16 protein-coding genes are annotated in these 17637 nt (G+C 43.2%); 9 read left to right on the plus strand and 7 right to left on the minus strand.

The window, feature by feature from the left end; all coding sequences use genetic code 11:
* Positions 1 to 52: 52 nt before the first annotated feature.
* Together HGO26_RS00495 and HGO26_RS00500 are read right to left on the minus strand one after the other, a co-directional pair.
* On the minus strand, positions 53 to 1609 hold the full coding sequence (locus HGO26_RS00495; protein ID WP_168822607.1) for a S41 family peptidase: 1557 nt from the start codon (positions 1607 to 1609) through the stop codon (positions 53 to 55).
* Between the two features lie 233 nt (positions 1610 to 1842).
* Positions 1843 to 2727, minus strand: coding sequence for a phospholipase A (locus HGO26_RS00500; RefSeq protein ID WP_113939007.1), 885 nt, complete (start codon positions 2725 to 2727; stop codon positions 1843 to 1845).
* 442 nt (positions 2728 to 3169) lie between these two features.
* Here HGO26_RS00500 and cobA point away from each other — a divergent pair, with 442 nt between their 5' ends.
* The 5 genes from cobA to cysC all read left to right on the plus strand — a co-directional run bounded on the left by cobA (position 3170) and on the right by cysC (position 8947).
* Positions 3170 to 4012, plus strand: a complete 843-nt coding sequence (gene cobA, locus HGO26_RS00505; protein WP_168822609.1) for a uroporphyrinogen-III C-methyltransferase — start codon at positions 3170 to 3172, stop codon at positions 4010 to 4012.
* Between the two features lie 91 nt (positions 4013 to 4103).
* Positions 4104 to 5012 carry a sulfate adenylyltransferase subunit CysD gene (gene cysD, locus HGO26_RS00510; protein ID WP_168822611.1) on the plus strand — a complete coding sequence of 303 codons (909 nt, stop codon included), beginning with the start codon at positions 4104 to 4106 and terminating at the stop codon, positions 5010 to 5012.
* An 82-nt stretch (positions 5013 to 5094) separates the two neighbouring features.
* Positions 5095 to 6537 carry a sulfate adenylyltransferase subunit CysN gene (gene cysN / locus HGO26_RS00515; protein ID WP_168823052.1) on the plus strand — a complete coding sequence of 481 codons (1443 nt, stop codon included), beginning with the start codon at positions 5095 to 5097 and terminating at the stop codon, positions 6535 to 6537.
* A gap of 3 nt (positions 6538 to 6540) precedes the next feature.
* Positions 6541 to 8265 carry an SLC13 family permease gene (locus tag HGO26_RS00520; protein ID WP_168822613.1) on the plus strand — a complete coding sequence of 575 codons (1725 nt, stop codon included), beginning with the start codon at positions 6541 to 6543 and terminating at the stop codon, positions 8263 to 8265.
* Between the two features lie 64 nt (positions 8266 to 8329).
* Positions 8330 to 8947, plus strand: coding sequence for an adenylyl-sulfate kinase (gene cysC, locus HGO26_RS00525; RefSeq protein ID WP_105251589.1), 618 nt, complete (start codon positions 8330 to 8332; stop codon positions 8945 to 8947).
* Positions 8948 to 9049: 102 nt separating this feature from the next.
* On the opposite strand, the gene HGO26_RS00530 is transcribed toward cysC, so the two are convergent.
* Positions 9050 to 9889 carry a TIGR03899 family protein gene (locus HGO26_RS00530; RefSeq protein WP_028761753.1) on the minus strand — a complete coding sequence of 280 codons (840 nt, stop codon included), beginning with the start codon at positions 9887 to 9889 and terminating at the stop codon, positions 9050 to 9052.
* 144 nt (positions 9890 to 10033) lie between these two features.
* Positions 10034 to 11242: an MFS transporter gene (locus HGO26_RS00535; RefSeq protein WP_168822615.1), complete on the minus strand. Its 1209-nt coding sequence runs from the start codon at positions 11240 to 11242 to the stop codon at positions 10034 to 10036.
* Positions 11243 to 11718: 476 nt separating this feature from the next.
* On the opposite strand from HGO26_RS00535, the gene hemG reads away from it, so the two are divergent.
* Positions 11719 to 12240, plus strand: coding sequence for a menaquinone-dependent protoporphyrinogen IX dehydrogenase (hemG, locus tag HGO26_RS00540; protein ID WP_028761755.1), 522 nt, complete (start codon positions 11719 to 11721; stop codon positions 12238 to 12240).
* A 107-nt stretch (positions 12241 to 12347) separates the two neighbouring features.
* Positions 12348 to 12872, plus strand: a complete 525-nt coding sequence (locus HGO26_RS00545; RefSeq protein ID WP_168823054.1) for a cytochrome b/b6 domain-containing protein — start codon at positions 12348 to 12350, stop codon at positions 12870 to 12872.
* Between the two features lie 109 nt (positions 12873 to 12981).
* Here HGO26_RS00545 and HGO26_RS00550 read toward each other — a convergent pair whose 3' ends face one another.
* From HGO26_RS00550 to nfsB, 3 genes are all read right to left on the minus strand, one after another.
* Complete coding sequence (locus tag HGO26_RS00550; protein ID WP_168822617.1) at positions 12982 to 13737, minus strand: DsbA family protein; 756 nt, start codon at positions 13735 to 13737, stop codon at positions 12982 to 12984.
* 312 nt (positions 13738 to 14049) lie between these two features.
* Positions 14050 to 14694 (minus strand): DNA-J related domain-containing protein, encoded by a 645-nt coding sequence (locus tag HGO26_RS00555; protein ID WP_131524261.1) that lies wholly within the window; start codon positions 14692 to 14694, stop codon positions 14050 to 14052.
* A gap of 333 nt (positions 14695 to 15027) precedes the next feature.
* Positions 15028 to 15681, minus strand: a complete 654-nt coding sequence (gene nfsB, locus HGO26_RS00560) for an oxygen-insensitive NAD(P)H nitroreductase (protein ID WP_028761757.1) — start codon at positions 15679 to 15681, stop codon at positions 15028 to 15030.
* Positions 15682 to 16155: 474 nt separating this feature from the next.
* On the opposite strand from nfsB, the gene HGO26_RS00565 reads away from it, so the two are divergent.
* Positions 16156 to 17019 carry a winged helix-turn-helix domain-containing protein gene (locus tag HGO26_RS00565; protein ID WP_168822620.1) on the plus strand — a complete coding sequence of 288 codons (864 nt, stop codon included), beginning with the start codon at positions 16156 to 16158 and terminating at the stop codon, positions 17017 to 17019.
* On the plus strand, positions 17019 to 17564 hold the full coding sequence (locus tag HGO26_RS00570; protein ID WP_168822622.1) for a hypothetical protein: 546 nt from the start codon (positions 17019 to 17021) through the stop codon (positions 17562 to 17564). The genes HGO26_RS00565 and HGO26_RS00570 overlap by 1 nt, the downstream gene beginning before the upstream one ends.
* The last annotated feature ends 73 nt before the right edge of the window (positions 17565 to 17637 follow it).

Below are 17637 nucleotides of genomic sequence, written 5' to 3' on the forward strand. Positions count from 1 at the left end.
AAACTCATATTTGTTTGAAATGAGCCAGCAGATTGCTGGCTCTTTTTTTGGCTTAATTTAGCTTAGCTTGAGCCAACTTAGTGTGCTGTGCTGGCAGAACAAGTTGCGCTTTGGGCTTGGCGGAGCGCATTAAACTAACGAGCCCTTGCCATTGAATATCACTGTTCTGAGGGAGCAAAATATCCGGTTCAGTCCCGATACCGGACAGGAGTCGCCCCTGTGCATCATAGGTTAACGAACTGCTGAATCTTATGTTTAATCCACTGTTTGGCAGTTTGAAATGATACTGACGTGCAAAGTCGCCTGAGGTTTTTTCACCAATCAAATTTGCCCTAGACCAAGATTTAGTACGATAGGCAATCCACTCGCATTCTTGGCGACAATGGGGACTCACGAGTAGCGCTAAGCGATTTCGCCCTTCAGGAGCCACCGCAGGCTTAGTGCGAACATACCAAGGGCTGAATTTCTCTTTATCGACAGAGGGTAAGTTACGGGTGAGAGATTTGAGCCTAGGAGGACTGTACTCTAACGCATCCAGAGGCATAAAATTGAGCGGCTGTAGATAATCATTTCTCAGCTCTGGTGAGCGGCGATAGTGCGCAAATCCCATCACGTTAAGTGCTAAAGTGTTATTTAAATCCGTATCTTGATATCGCGACAGCATAGTCAATAATTTTGGACTAAAGCCACTGGAATCACGTAAATCAATGATCAGTAAGGGATGTGTCATGCCTTTGAGCAGTTCTTGCTGTTGTTCTTTATCTAATTCAAAGGCGTAGAGATCGCTGATCTTAAGCTTGACCGTCGTATTGTTGACCGTCTCTAATTGATTTGGCATGTCTTGAAATTCGGTGCGCTCAAATTGAGATAATTGGTTAATAAATTCGAGCACATTAATATCTTGAGTCTCGTCTTTTTCACTGATAGTTGCTAATTGAGTTTGTGGGTTATGGCTTGGCAGGGCGAGAGTCACCTGCTGGCTTTGTTGGTCATCATTAATTAGCGTAATGACCACATAGGGCTTTATGCTGAGTCCTAAGTCTTCGCGCAGTAGGTTAAGTTTTTTCAGCCAAGGTAACTGCATTTCTTGGCTCTGTTTTGCCGGCTCAGGTAAGTAGGCTTGGCTGGTCGCTACCCATTTGCTCATAGGTAAACCATCGATATGAGTGATAAAGGGGAAGTCGTTGTTGACTGGATTATTATCGTTATCCAAGGCTAACCATTGGTCGTTGACTGGCCTTAGCGTTAACGGGAGATCGCCGCTTTGATCATCGAAGTTATGCACTTGAGCGCCTGGATCTTTGAGGGTATTGAGTAATTTAGTGACTTCAGCAGCAAAGCGATCATTGGGAGTAATATCTTGATACTGTTCAACAATAAGGCTAGCCATAAATTTAAGCTGCGGGTTGGCTTTGTCGGCCGTTAAGGCATAAAACGCTGAGTGTTGCTCGATTTGATCCAATAAGGCATAGAGATCTTGGCGTACCTCTTGTGCATTCAGCACTGGTGCAGCGCTATCTTTTGGCACAGCGAAAAACGCGAGCTTAAGTAAGCTCGCGAAAATAATGACACTGAGTAGCATGACTATGCTGCGGTAGCTAAAACTCATATTCCTCCATGATGTTAAGGCGCTGCTTCAGGGCACAAAAAGGTGTGCGACTATCGGCTTAAATGCCATTCGGATCAATGTAAATCGTCCTGCTGAGCCCTAAACTCAGGTCCATCTGAGCAATTTAGCAGCAGGTTTGGTAGATTAGCAGCAAATTATGGTCGATTTTTGTACTTAGTCACTTTATATACCCAAACAATCTTAAACAGCGGGATCAAGTGGGTATATCTTTCTTATAGAATATCGTTGAGTGAAATTCCGATACCAATACGTTGATTGTGATAGTTGTAATCGATTAGGCTTTCGCCATAACCATTAAAGTATTGAGTATAAAAGCGTAAGTTGCCGACGATAGGATGACTCCAAGTCAGTTCTGCTGAGCCTCTGTCGATATCTTCTAGATTCGTTTTAACGGTTAAAGTGAATCTATGTTCATCAATACCATAAACGCCAATAAACTCTGCTTTACCTATATAGTCATCAATATTCGGGTTATCGTCGCCGCTGGCTTTATATGGATCTGTTTTTTCATCTTCAGGAATACGCCACCACACTTTGGTGGAGAAGGCGAGTGGGCCTGCATCAAAAATCATAGTGGCATAGAGGCGATTCCAACTGCGGGAAAGTGGCCCTGCTTTACCATTCGATTGATGTACGGCACCAAACCCCCAAAAGGAATTGGTCACACTGCCAATTTTCCAATCGTTATTAAACAGCATAAAGACTTCAGGCTCGTGATTGGTTTCCCTAAAAGGTGATGAAGTGTCTTTGTTATAAACCTGCCAATAGGATTGATTGGTGTAAGCAAAAAATAAATGGCCATTATCACCAAACACATTGTACCAAATAGGAAATTTAAAACTGATTTGGAACTTAGCCTCAAACTCATCTAATGAATAGGGGTTGAGTATTGCATCTTCGGTGAAAGGTGCCATGTTGGGATCTGGGCTGTAGGTGACTGGTAAAAGGTAATTCACTTTATGTGGCGTAATCACAAAAGGTAGATCCGCCGTGGCAAGTTCATCTTTTACTCTTCCTTTTACTAATGATTCTTCGGCATTTATGTCCGTACAGGCTAATAGCCCTGCCAATGCAATACCTGAGTAAAGTGGTTTCATCTGCCCTCCTTGATGTGTTTATTTATTTGTCAGTCGTACTCAACAAAGATAGTTATTTCCAGCTTAACATTAGAAAGTGAATTTATGCTTATGGAAAAATCCTGTGTCACTTAATGACAAATCTTGTAGTCAGCCATTTTTAGTCCCATAGAGACATGTTTAGGTAGAATTTTTGGCAATAACATAGTGCCAAAATTATGCACTTAGCGGACAGAAATTAATTTGATGCAATTAGCTTAATCTTATTAAGTCACTTTTATTTCAATAGGTTAACCTGAATTTAGTGCATTTTTGATTTTGAAACCTAAGGTTTTCCCCACTTTAAGTGAGTGATCCCTCATTCTTTTATATCTAAATGATATAAAAACTAATTATTATCTATTTATTATGGAATATAAGACGCGCTATATTTCTACAGACTAAAGTGATCTTGGGGATTCTGATGGAAATTTTCTCTTTACCGGGCCAAGCGGCCAAAGGCAAAGTCTGGCTGGTGGGTGCCGGCCCCGGCGACGTTGAGTTATTGACGTTAAAGGCATGGCGTATCCTTAAAACCGCTGATGCAGTGCTATACGACGCTTTAGTCAGCCAAGATATCCTCGATCTTATTCCCAAAGACGCTGAGAAGATTGCCGTAGGTAAACGTGCGGGCAAGCATAGCGCCGCACAGGACGAGATTAATCAGTTACTCGTCACTAAAGCCTACACTCGTAAAAATGTGGTGCGCCTTAAAGGTGGCGATCCTTTTATTTTCGGTCGCGGGGGTGAAGAGTTACAAACCTTAGTTGAAGCTGGGGTTGAGTTTGAAGTCGTTCCCGGCATTACCGCTGCCAGCGGCACGTCAGCCTATGCGGGAATTCCCCTAACCCACAGAGACCATGCCCAAGGCGTCACTTTTATCACTGGCCATTGTCAGTTAGAGAGTCGCCCTATGGATTGGCAAGGTTATGCTAATCCTAACAATACCTTAGTCGTGTATATGGGGATTCTGAACGCAGGCATTATTCGCCAAGGTCTAGTCGATGCGGGCCGAAGCCCTGAAACACCCGTGGCGATAGTGTCAAAGGCAACCACTAAAGAGCAACGTCGTTTTATCGGCCGTTTAGGTGAGCTTGAACAGCTTGCCGCCGATCCAGAATTACAAATGCCAGCTTTGATGATCATAGGTGAAGTCGTCACGCTGAGTGACACCTTGCATTGGTTCAAACCTGAAGCGATTGAATCGACTCAGGTCAGCGATGAACAGACTCAATCGGTTAGAGTCTCGGGCGCGTCGATAAATTAAGCCGCAAACAGTTAAAGCTATTAAGCAGTTAAACAAATTAAGCAAATCCATGCTGTGGTAACACGGCGAATTTAAGGTAACGGAGAATAGTATGGCCGGGCGTGAACTAAGCCACTTACAACAACTGGAAGCTGAGAGCATCCAGATCATTCGTGAAGTTGCAGCCGAATTCGATAATCCTGTGATGTTGTATTCCATCGGGAAAGATTCTTCCGTTATGTTGCATTTAGCACGTAAAGCCTTTTATCCAGGCAAGATCCCATTCCCGCTACTGCATGTCGATACAGGTTGGAAATTCAAAGAGATGATCGCGTTTCGTGATGCGCAGGCAAAGAAATTTGGCTTCGAGTTACTGACGCACATCAACCCAGAAGGGTTGGCGCAGGGGATTAACCCCTTCGACCATGGCAGTGCGAAACACACTGACATCATGAAAACCCAAGGTTTAAAGCAAGCACTTAACCAATATGGTTTCGATGCGGCTTTTGGTGGGGCTCGCCGCGATGAAGAAAAATCCCGCGCCAAAGAGCGCGTGTATTCCTTCCGCGACCGTCACCACAGATGGGACCCTAAAAACCAACGTCCAGAATTATGGCGTACCTATAACGGCGCAGTAAACAAGGGCGAAAGTATTCGCGTGTTCCCATTATCTAACTGGACTGAGCTGGATATTTGGCAATATATTTATCAAGAAAACATTGAGTTAGTGCCTTTGTACTTTGCTGCTAAACGTCAAGTGGTTGAGCGCGGTGGTCAGTTAATCATGGCCGATGACGAGCGGATGAAGTTAGCCGAGGGCGAGCAGATTAAAGAAGAAGTGGTGCGTTTTAGAACCTTAGGGTGCTACCCACTCACAGCCGCCATGTATTCTGAGGCCGACAGTCTAGAAAAGATTATTGAAGAAATGCTGTTAACCCGTTCGAGCGAACGTCAGGGCCGATTGATCGACTCAGATCAAAGTGCCTCTATGGAGCAGAAGAAGCGTCAAGGCTACTTCTAATCTCTACAGGGTTAACCCTATTTCGCGAAGGTGGCGCTAATCAGCGCGACTTTCAGCCAAGCAGATCAAGAGTGAGAATATGATGGACAAAGCGGTCAATAAAACCAATCTCATGGCGGCAGAAATTACCCTCCATGGTGTGAAAGAATATCTAGCCCTGCAGCAGCACAAAGGCTTACTGCGCTTTTTAACCTGTGGCAGTGTGGATGACGGCAAAAGTACCTTAATCGGCCGCCTGTTACACGACAGCGCCCAGATCTATGAAGATCAATTAGCGAGCCTCAAGAGCGACAGCGCCAAGATGGGCACCACAGGTGAAGCCATTGACTTCGCCTTGCTGGTGGATGGCCTACAAGCTGAGCGCGAGCAGGGCATCACTATCGATGTGGCTTATCGTTATTTTTCAAGTGATAAGCGTAAGTTCATCATCGCCGATACGCCAGGGCATGAGCAGTACACTCGCAACATGGCAACGGGTGCATCAACCTGTGATTTAGCGGTGATTTTAGTCGATGCCCGCTACGGCGTGCAGACTCAGACTAAGCGCCATGCGTTTATCGCGTCATTACTGGGTATTCGTCACTTTGTTGTTGCTGTGAATAAGATGGATTTGCTCGGGTTTGACGAGCAAGTATTCAACCGTATTCGTGCCGATTTTACGGATTTTGTTAAAGATTTCGGTAATCTCGATATCCACTTTGTGCCGTTATCGGCGCTTAATGGTGACAACGTGGTTGAGCGCAGCACCCAAAGCCCTTGGTATCAAGGCGGTACACTGCTTGAACTGCTAGAAACCATTGATACTCAACGTGAACTCAGCTCATTGCCTGTGCGTTTCCCTGTGCAATATGTGTCGCGCCCTCACTTAGATTTTCGCGGTTTTGCGGGCACGTTAGCCTCTGGCATCATCAATGTCGGTGACGAGTTAGTCGCTTTGCCATCGGGCAAACGCAGCAAGGTTGAACGTATTGTGACCTTCGATGGTGACATACAAGAAGCGGTTGCTGGCCAAGCTGTGACTATCACGCTGGAAGATGAAATTGATATTTCCCGTGGCGATTTACTGGCAAGACCGGATTCTGCACCTGCCGTCGCTAACGTGATCAGCGCTGACATAGTGTGGATGGATGAAAAGCCATTACAACTCGGTCAGTTATACGACATCAAAGTGGCCGGTAAGAAGACGCAAGCCTCTGTGACTGCTATCGATTATGTGGTTGACGTTAATACCTTAGCGCGCAGTGCGACGGACACGCTTGGGTTAAACGCGATTGCGCGTGTGACCTTAGAACTGACCGAAGACATAGTGTTTGATGCATATTCGTTAGTGCGTGATACGGGCGGAATGATTTTAATCGACCGCCTGAGTAATGCGACGGTTGCCGCGGTTATGGTGGTGTCGGGTCAACATGTTAACAAGCAAACAGCGTCACAATTTAGTGCCTTTGAAGTCGAGTTTAATGCCTTAGTGCGTAAACACTTCCCCCATTGGCAAGCGATAGATATCACTAAGCTTGGAGCTTAATTTGTGAGTGACTTGTGGCTATTAGCGATTATTTTGATAGGGCTTGTGGCTGGCTTAATTAGCGGCCGTATCAATCCAGCGGTATTGTTTTTATTTGCATTTTTGCTCTGTTATTTGCTTGGCATGGTTGCGCTCGATACCGCATTAACAAGCTTTACCAATATTGGCTTAGTCACGCTGGTCCTCTTGGTGTTGGCCGCGACGGCGTTAGAAAAAACGTCCCTGCTGGGAAAGTTGAGTCAAGTCATAGGCAATAGTTCTTTGCCTATGACAATGGCAAAGCTCGGTTTTTCGACGGCTTTACTGTCGTCATTTACCAATAACACTGCAGTTGTGGCATCACTGATTGGTGTTGTGCGCCGCAATCAAGCACACGCGCCAGCTAAGTTATTATTGCCGTTAAATTATGCGGCAATTTTAGGTGGCACACTGACCCTGATTGGTACCTCGACCAACTTGATTGTGAACTCCTTTGTAGAAAACGCCGGCTTACCCGCCTTAGGGTTCTTCGAGTTTACACCAGTTGCAGTGGTGATCGTCGTCGCAGGCATCTTGTTACTGACCTTACTGGCGAACATTCTGCCCGACAGACGGGAAGAATCAGGTGAAGAAGCGCTGCCATATTTGCTCGAAGCCCATGTGGCGAAAGGTTCGTCCTTGGTCGGTCGCAGTGTGGTGGATAATAAACTTAGGGCGCTGAAAAAGTTATATCTGGTTGAATTAGAACGCAGTGGCATTTGTATTTGCCCTGTGCCGCCCCAGTTAGTGTTGCAAGCGGACGACGTGCTGCGCTTTAGTGGCGCGGTGGAATCGGTTGAGTTATTGCACCAATTCGATGGTTTAGATTGGTTTGGTAAACATCAAGCCAAAGGACAAAATTTAGTTGAAGCTGTACTCGCACCGTCATCCAGTTTAGTGGGCAGTTCGTTGAAAGCATCGCGTTTTCGTGAACAGTTTGATGCGGCTGTGATGGCCATTCGCCGCGGAAATCATCCGCTGAAAGGCGGACTCGGTGACATTATTCTGCAACCCGGTGATGTGTTGTTATTGACACCAGGTGATGGTTTTAGCAATAGCGCAAAGCTGAGTTCAGAGTTTGCAGCGATCAGTGGCTTAGATTTGAATGTGCGTCTAGACAGTCGTCGTGGTCGTTGGGTATTGCTGGGCTTTGCGGCAACGATCATCCTAAGTGTCACTGGCATATTACCCTTGGCTAAAGGTTTAGTGATATTGCTGCTCAGTTATTTTACCATAGGCGCAGTCACACTGGCTGAGCTTAAACGCCGTTTCCCATTGGAATTAGTGGTGATCGTGGGGAGTGCATTAGGGCTTGCCAACTTGATGATGAGTACAGGCCTTGCGAACAGTTTAGCCCAAGGATTACTCTCAGTTATTAACGGTTATGGGGTATTTGGCGCTTTTGTCGGCGTGTATTTAATGACTTTATTGCTGACTGAACTGGTGACCAATAACGCAGCGGCGGCGCTGGCGTTCCCTATCGCTTACGCGATTGCGCTTAATTACGGTGTCGATGCAAGGCCCTTTATTATGGCCGTTGTCTTTGGTGCCAGTGCGAGCTTTATTTCACCCTACGGCTATCAGACCAATTTGATGGTATTTAATGCGGGTAATTATCGCTTCAGTGACTTTGTCCGCCTTGGATTGCCGTTATCTGTGCTGTATTCCCTGATAGTGATATTTATGGTGCCGATCATCTTTCCATTTTAGTGATTAGCTTGAGTTTATTGCCCTTATGTTAGCGGTTAGTCAACATGGGGATTGAGGAGTTTTTATGACAAATATCGTGTGGCATCAACATCCTGTAGACCAAGCCGCCAGAGCCGAGCAGAAAGGCCAAAACCCAGTACTACTTTGGTTTACCGGACTTTCTGGCGCGGGCAAGTCAACATTGGCGGGTGCACTAGAGCGGGCGTTATTTGAGGCGGGATTCCACACTTATTTGCTCGATGGCGATAATGTGCGCCATGGCCTGTGTAAAGATTTAGGGTTTACGGTTGAAGACCGTGATGAGAATCTGCGTCGTGTGGGTGAAGTGGCTAAATTGATGGTGGATGCGGGGCTTGTGGTGTTATCGGCCTTTATTTCCCCGACCCGTGAAGAACGTGATGGTATTCGTGCCCGTTTTCCTGCGGGGCAGTTTATTGAAGTGCATGTAGCTACGCCTTTGAGTGTGTGCGAGCAGCGTGACCCTAAGGGGTTATATGTGAAAGCGCGTAGTGGCGAAATTAGCAATTTCACTGGTATTTCATCACCTTATGAAGCACCATTAGCCGCCGAATTAACCATAGATACCAGCAAAGGCGATTTAGTGACTCAAGTGCGTGCATTAATCGATTATTTAACGGCGATCAATGTAATTAATGCCGATAAGGCAAAAGCGCTAGCTTAATATTTAGCCCTTATCTTGCTTAAAAGGAGCCTTTAGGCTCCTTTGTTATTTCTGGGTTTTACTGCTTATACCATTGATTCATAATTTTTTATGGCGTGATAATTATTCTATTTTAAAGTCTTTAGCAAATAAGAGCTGTAGAGCCTTCAAGTATTCTTGATCTGGCTTAGGCTGTACTAGTTGGGCCAGTTCATCACCAATCGGTGTTAAGCGATAATAGCTAAAAAGCAGATTACCGCTCTTGGGCGTAAGCTTCATTTGTATGCCTTGCAGGGCAAATTGAATCGGTGTTTTGTTATTGAGTAGGCCGGTTTCGAACTCACTGCTGTGAAGTATTCCCGCATCGACTAAGGTCAAAATACTGGAATAAGGCAGCCCAAACTGGGATAAGCCTAAATTGACTGAGGTGGTTTTACGGAAATACTGGCCAATCCCACCTGACAAGCGGTAGCCACTGATGAGTTTTAGGCGCTGCTCGTTATTTACCTTCGCCGCCATGCCAAGGGCTTTTTCAAGAATTTGTGCTTCCCTGTGAGTCAGTTGCTTGAGCAGCGCTAGGGTACGTAGACTGAAGTTGCCCGGATTGACTATCTCGCTCGACAATATCCGAGCCCATAAATCTTGCATCTTACGGTTATGGATTTGTTCCGCCATCAAGAAAAATTGATGGCTCCAATCGGGATCAAGATCGACCCCAGTGACATCTGAGTGGGTATAACTGAGGGCTAAGGCAAAAATGGTTTCCACATTGGCCTGATATTCGCTCGATAACTTGCGTGCTCTATGTTGAGCTCGCTCGGCTATTGAGGCGTTCGCAGGGCGATATTCTTGCTCACTGGCGAGCCCTAATTGGCGACCAAGTAGCAGGGCTTTTTTGCGAGCGGATACCTCGGATGCTGACTCGCCTTCTTCTGCCAACAGTAAAATATCTGAATCCTTCATCGCGTTATTTATCCTTGAGCCTGCACTGTGGTTGAGGTGTGGGCTTAGTGAACTCTTACATTCGGTTGTAGCTCACTTTAGATGATCATCTCTTTAGTTTGAGCATCTCGTTAAGCCAATTCTTTGGTTCGTTATTATGCCGTTTTATTTAACGACTTTAGCGATTGATTTCGCACTTTTAGTTGGCCAAGACCATAAGGTTTCATTACCCGGTTCAGGATGGCGCGGAACATTCAGCGCTAGTATTAACGAACATACGGCAAAGCCCGCCCCTATGTAAAATACAAAGGCGGGATCGGTTAACCATAATAAGCCCAAAAGCACAGGAATAATCACAGCCGCTATGTGGTTTATGGTGAAACTGACTGACATAGTGGCGGCAATGTCTTTGCTGTCGGCGATTTTTTGAAAATAGGTTTTCATCGCAATTGCCATCGCAAACAGTAAATGATCGATGACGTAGAGTGCTGCCGCCATATGGGCTTGTTCGACTAGGGCATAGCTGATAAAGACTAAGATGAGTCCAATATATTCCACAGTAAGCGCATTACGCTCACCAATACGTCCAATCAAACGACCAATAGCAGGCGCAAACAGTAGATTAACGGCGTAGTTGATTAAGAACAGCGCAGTGATTTCACTGACGCTATAACCAAACTTTTCAACCATCATAAAGCCCGCAAATACCATAAAGATTTGCCGCCTCGCACCTGAAAAAAAGGTGAGCAGGTAATAGAGCCAATAGCGTTTACGCAGTATGATTTTTTTGTGTTGTATTTCCGTTGTCTCAAACTTGGGGTAATACCATGTTATGGTTAGCACAATGATGAGACCTAATACGCCTATAATCAAATACATATGCAGGTAGTCCAGCTTCAACCAAGTCATTACTAGCCAAATGCTGGCATAACCGACTAAAGCGGCCGCCGAACGCCACGCCAGTGCTTTCCCCATAAATCCAGCCGCGTCTTTTTTATCGACCCATTGCAGCGTTAGCGATTGGTTGATGGTTTCAAAATAGTGAAACCCGACAGACATCAACACAGTCGTTAGATACAGGCCTATGACCTGAGGAAAGAAACCTGTTACCGCTACGCCGATACATAAAATGGCGAGCGAGAGCAGGGCGAAGGCTTGTTCTCGAATGAGCAGCAGCACAAAAATTGCCGTAAAAGCCAAGAAGCCGGGGATTTCGCGCAGGCTTTGTAACATGCCGATTTCAGCACCAGTGAATTGGGCTTTCTCAATCACGAAGTTGTTGAGCAATGCCTGCCAAACGGCAAACACGAGTGACATAACAAAGGTCATCCACAGCAAGAGTGCTTTAGGATCTTTTGCTTGAATAGCTTTCATGGATAAGGGACTCAGGCGATAAGTGTTCAAATGCTAATGCTTTTTTCTTAGGTTGGCTATATAAGGTGTGACTTATCCCTTTCAATTTTGTAACAATGTTTAGGCGAATTAACTCCCTAGGTTACAAAGACGCTAAAGCGAGAATATACCTAAGGCGTTATTTTTGTGAGGCAGTTAAAACTACCGCATATACTTGGGGTGTTTGGCGCTAAGCCCGTGATCTATTTCATGTAAATTGGCGGGTAAATCACCTAGTATGAAATATCTTAATTGTCATTTTACTTTTGCATACCAAGTTAAATTCCACTGGAATGCCAATGACTCTGAGTGTCCATTGCTACTTTTAGCGCATTTAGTCTGAGCGTTGTGATGTCATTTGATATGCCAAACGGGCATAGAGAGTCGAAATTAAGTCGCCTACACCGTCTTTTCTAGGCCGCTTATTGTTATTTTGCTTGGGATTAATCGAGGCTAAATTGAAAAGAATTCTTATCATTTACTCTAGTGTTCACGGCCAGACCCAAAAGATTGCTAAAAAGCTCGCACAGCAGTTAATGGCTTTGGGTAATGAAGTGGTTACTGCCGATATCAAGGCCGCTCCAGTGCTCACTGAGTTCGACAAAATCATCATAGGCGCCAGTATTCGCCATGGTAAACATAACCCAAGTTTGTACGAGTTTATTGAAAAGCATCAAGCCGTATTGACGGATAAGGTCAGTGGTTTTTTCTCTGTCAGCTTAGTGGCACGTAAACCCGAGAAAAACACCCCAGAGACCAATCCTTACATGCAGGCATTTTTAAGTAAAACCACTTGGCGGCCACAATTGCTGCGCGTTTTTGGGGGTAACTTGAATTACCAAGGCTATAACGCTTTAGATAGAAATATTATCCGTTTCATCATGTGGTTAACAAAAGGACCTACGGACCCTGTTACCAATGTTGAATACACGGATTGGCAGAAAGTGACTGAGTTTGGTGAGCAGATCCACAGCGCTTAAGCTTGATATCAAATTTCGGTGCTTCATTTAGCCCTATTCTATTCGCGCCCTTAAAGCTGTGTGCATGCCTTAGTCACAAGGGCAAAGGAGCATTAAATATGATCAGTATGATGACTAAACTTCGCTCCTTATGCCGAGTCATTATGGCGCAACTGCATGTGTGGATTGTCGTGTTGACTATTTTACTCGTGTGTTCCAGTCCGTGGATTTTTATGGGCCGACGGATACCCGATAACGCCAGTTTTTGGGATTATTTGCATGTATATTTAGGTTTAGCGTGCACTGTGCTTGGGATTCTTTTTTTACTCAGCAATACCTTGCGTGGCAAGTGGCACCAATACTTTGGCTGGTTGGCGGGCGATTGGGTACAGTTAAAGCAAGATATTGTTGGACTTGCTAAAGGCAAATTCCCCGTCGCTGGTGGTAAAGGGCTGTTTAGTGCCATAGAAGGTATTGGCATGCTGTTGCTGGTGGCTACAGGGATTACGGGCCTAGTTTGGTTAATCGTCCAAGGGACGCCAACAGCACTGGCATGGCGTGGTTATCATCAAGTCTTTGCGCAGGCTTTTATTGGTTTCTTGATCCTACATCTCGTCTTGGCTGCGAGCCATATTCTTGATTTTATTCGGTAATAAACTTCAGAACCCATATTGAGCGATTATAACAATCACTTGGATTGAACACGCATAAAAATGGCCTCCTAATTTGGAGGCCATTTTTTATTTCAACAATTGTTTTGAATTAGCTAAGACGTTGCTGACGGGTCACACCAATTGCGGCGGCGAAGATTAGAAATAACCAGCTTAGACTGCCACCCGATGAGGTTTTAGCGGGGGCGGCATCTTTCTCAACAGCAAGGTAGTTAATTAACCCAATTAACTCATCTAAGGTTTTGATGCTATTTAAATTTACCGCATATTTATCGTTCACGATAAAGGCGGGTACGCTGTCGATTTTGAATTCATTCTGCTGGGTGCGCCACAGGGAAAGCTTTTCATTAGTGCTTTTGCTATCGGCTAATTCATCGTATTTAGCAGCATCGACACCAAATTGGGCGAAGACTTTTTTGATGTCATCACGGCTGTTAATTTGCGGCTCGTGCTGATGGCCAGGTGCACTGTGATCGTGGCCGTTTGCGCCCTCTGCACCTTGGATTGCGGTAAACATGGCATGGGTTAAGGCGTCTTTGTTATCAACGCTTTGGATCACGGCTAATGAACGCATCACTTCGGTGCCAATGTCGCTATTCATAAAGTCGACATGCTTATTGTCGAAACTTATCTGTTTGTTGAGGTTTGCCTTGATATCAGGCAAATAGTTGGTTTCCATATTGAAGCAGTTATGGCAATAAAATGAATAGAATTCAGTGAGTTTTGGTTCGCTGCTAGGCGCTTTGGTCGAGATTTGAGTGTAATGTGTGCCTTCAACAAAATTGGCGGCAAAGGTGCTCAATGGTGCAATCGCTAAGGTTACAGCCAAGGCTAATTGTTTAATCATAGTTTCCTCAAATTCGGTGGGATTGAATTCACAATGTCAGTCGTTGTTATCGTTGACATTCAACGGTCAACATAATAGATAGAGTGAGCTTCAACCTAGGAGTTAAGCTAGCCAAAATGCCAGCGTTGACACATAGGTTCAGGTTAAGTGGAAAGGCTTAATTATGACTGAATTGGCATAAAGCTAGTAGGCTAAATCTGTGATCTCAATGGAAGTTTTACCTTAGATTTGGCAGGACTGTAGGCAGGATCGCATCGCTAAGTCGGTGCATGTTGATTAAAGCCCAGTTCTGCATCATCACTGACTCAATTCTTACGCAATATCCCTAAGCGACTGCCAAGCTTCGCACACCTCGCGAAAACGCGCCGCATCGCCATCGGGTCTGTCTGGGTGCCATTTAAGTGCTAAACGACGCCATTGCTTGCGGATATCACGGGCGGTAGCACTCTCGTCTAATTCGAAAACTCGCAGCGCGTTACCTTTGTTCATCAGATTGATATTTAAGCCTATATAGCTCTTATAATTGCTCCAGAATGCTTCAAGTAATTCTCGTACTACGTTTTCGCTGGTGTCGTAGTTATTCCAATCGAGGTAATACTCACGCAGGGAAGTATCTTGCATTATCAGCAGGTTAACGTTTGATGGTACTAAGCGGAAGATTTGAATTTCCATGGCTTTGACTTGCAGCCATTGCTTGGGCAGTAATATTTCCTGCAGCTCAAACAGGGCGTTCATCAGCAGGAAGTTACGTTTGAATAAATCGTTACCCGGATTTTCATCAAGCTGGTGGATCAGCCCTTGGGTTTGTAATTCAGTGGCTAAGTGATGGATTTTCCAACTTTGATTTGAAGCTTGTAAAACCGTAAGCAACGGCCAAATCAGTGGGTTATCGCCCTTAGTGTTTGCAACTCGAATCGATTGAGATTCTTCAGTGAGTGAGGGTTTGGCAAATAACATACTGACTGTCCCATCCTAAATTGTGAGTGTTACCAATGCGCCGATAAAACCGCTGTGCTGCAACAAAGATGACTCGAAAGGCGACGATAAATGATCATTCACTAAGTTGAGCCGCAAACTATGCCACAGAGCCAAAGTGTAGGCAAAGATGAATTTTAGAGCAATACCGTGATGGTTTACTCCTACTTTAGATGGTTTCTCGGCGTAAATAAGCCGTTAACAGCAGTGAGGTTTTAGTGAAAGGCAGTTAAGAGATGGATAGTTTTAGACATGATGCCCTTGTTTATATCACATAAAATCAAGGGCATGATTATTTTCACATAGAGTGAAGGACTAGATCTCGGTGAAGATCACTTCTTGATCTAAGCGAGACTTAGGCAATTTAGCGTTGAAATCATTTTCTGAGTGATAACCCAAGGCGACAACCACGCAGGCACATAGACCTTGTTCTCTTAAGCCTAGGACTTGATTCATTTTAGTGGCATCAAAACCTTCGATCGGACACGCATCAATATCTAATACACTTGCACCGAGCATTAAAGTGCCAAGCGCTAAGTAGACTTGTTTTTCCATCCAATGCTGGGCATCTTTCAGCTCAAATTTATGCATATTAGCGAAGAAAGAACGGCCATTATGTTGGCCTTGCTTGGCTTCTTCATTAGCAAAGCGGCCATCCTTCGCTTCTTGCTCGAGCACTTGCAGTAAGTGTGCTTCATCTAGTTGAGCACGAGCACAGAGTACGAGTACATGGGAAGCATCGAGAATTTTTTGGGTATTAAACGCATAGTTTTCGGTCGCTTGGGCAACTAACGCTTTACCTTCCGCCGTACTCGCTAACACAAAATGCCAAGGCTGTGAGTTAGTCGATGATGGGCTGTACTGCAATAAGGTTTTGATTTCTGCTATTTTATCCGCAGGAATCGTCTTAGTTGGATCAAAGGCCTTAGTGGTGTAGCGCTTTTTGGCGAAGAAACTTAAATCACTCATGTAACGGCTCCAAATCATTAAGGAATACAAATTCAATGGCAGCATTTTAAGCAGGTTTAACTAAAAAACAATGTGATCAAGGCAGGTATTAGTTTCAAAAAAAATTTGAAACTGGGTGTCGGTTTAACATTGAAACTGGTTAGGGGGGGCAAGATAGCTTCATTGGATGATTGGAGTCATCCTAAGCTCCAGAAAGTAAGCCGGTATTTATCGCTTAAAGGCTGACTAAAATGACATTATGATACTGTTTTAATTTGGTAGTAGAGTAATCTTTTGTTGTCAATGATATATTTATAAATATTAGATGTAAGCATGTGAGTTTTAAATTGCGGCAGTTTAAAACTGCATTTTTATGAAATTAATAATATAAAACTTCGAAAGAAACTAAAATACTTGTTTGAAAAAATACGAATGGTATATAATTATATAAGTGTAATTTTACTGGGTAATTAAGCTGGCATCATGATAGTTTTCTTGGAAAAGCAAGGCAGTGATTGTTTTTTAATTGTTGGTGGTAAAAAATATAAATGTGCTTTATCAGAAATGATGATAATAGAAAGGCTATACTATAAAAAAGGTTGTGTAATTTCAAAATCTGATCTAGCCAATATAGGGTGGCCTGGTAGAGTTGTATCGTCTAACTCTGTTCCTGTTGCAATCGCAAATTTACGTAAAATAATAAGGGAACAACATAAAAGTGAAGTTATTATTACTGATAAAGGTGGATATTTTTTTGCTTTAAATTCAGATGTTACCCTTGTGAATGAAGAGTTGAATGACGTATTATTTACACATGAGATATCGAATAAAATAGAGGTTGGTAACAAAAATGAACAATTGGAAATAAATGTAGATAGGAAATTTAATAAATATACTTCTGCGGTAAAGGGTTTTTTTAGGTGGCGGATAATCTTAAATTTTAGGAAGAGATATATTGTAGTTGCTTTGTTATTAGTAGCAAATTTATTGTTACTCCAAAAGTATAATGACGTGAAAGTTAATTCTAAACCTGTTTTTGAAATTTATAAAAGTAGTGGTGATAAACAGTATATTATAGTTAGTGGTATGGGAGATTATGCAAAAATAAAGAAGATTTTATTAGAGCATGAGTTTAAGGAATACAGAAGTGGCTTGTTGAGTTTAAATGAAATTGTAGAGATATTAAACTTTGATAAATTATTTAGTTCAGTTTCGATAATAAAATTTTTAAATTTTAGAGACTCCGGAAAAAAATATATTCTAGAATGCTTAGATTTTCAAAAAAGAGAACATTCATCAAGGGTAATTAGCAATCAAGATGAATTGTTATATACGTTGGATTTTAAAGGTTGCAGATAATGAAGTTAATTATTTATTTATTTATTTTTTTAAATTTTTGTATTTTCACTTATATGTCTACAGAAATTTATTTAACCAGTATATCCTCTGATACTGGTATAGTAGAGTTGTATGAAAATGTACCGACCGGAACGTTTCAAAGGATAGAAAATAGTTATAATTTGGAAGGGACTAAAACAACAATAACTACAACATTGACACTTATGGATAAACATAATTACTATTATTCAATCCAAAAAATCCAAGATGAAACATATGGACAATTCCAAGTCATTGTTACAGGGAGTTATTTTTACTCAAAGGAAAACCACACTATACATGTAAAAACAAAGAGAGTTGATTTTGATAAATTGAAAAATGATGAGTATTATGAGCAGATTGTTCTAAACAATCCGCAGTCACCAATTATTAAACAATTAACAAAAGCTATGTTTGGTGATTATGAGTTATACACTGAAGGGGTTTTTTCTGTGCTAAATTTAAATTATTATTTCTGCTATGCTGATTTTAAATTCAATTCTATTCGCTGCTTTAAAGATATCTAGTACTCTATTTTATGCTTATTGATGGAGTATAACTAGTCTTTGATTGAACGTTAGTTACATTAACATGTACTTG

It is taken from the genome of Shewanella oncorhynchi (assembly GCF_012584455.1).
GTDB lineage: Bacteria > Pseudomonadota > Gammaproteobacteria > Enterobacterales > Shewanellaceae > Shewanella > Shewanella oncorhynchi.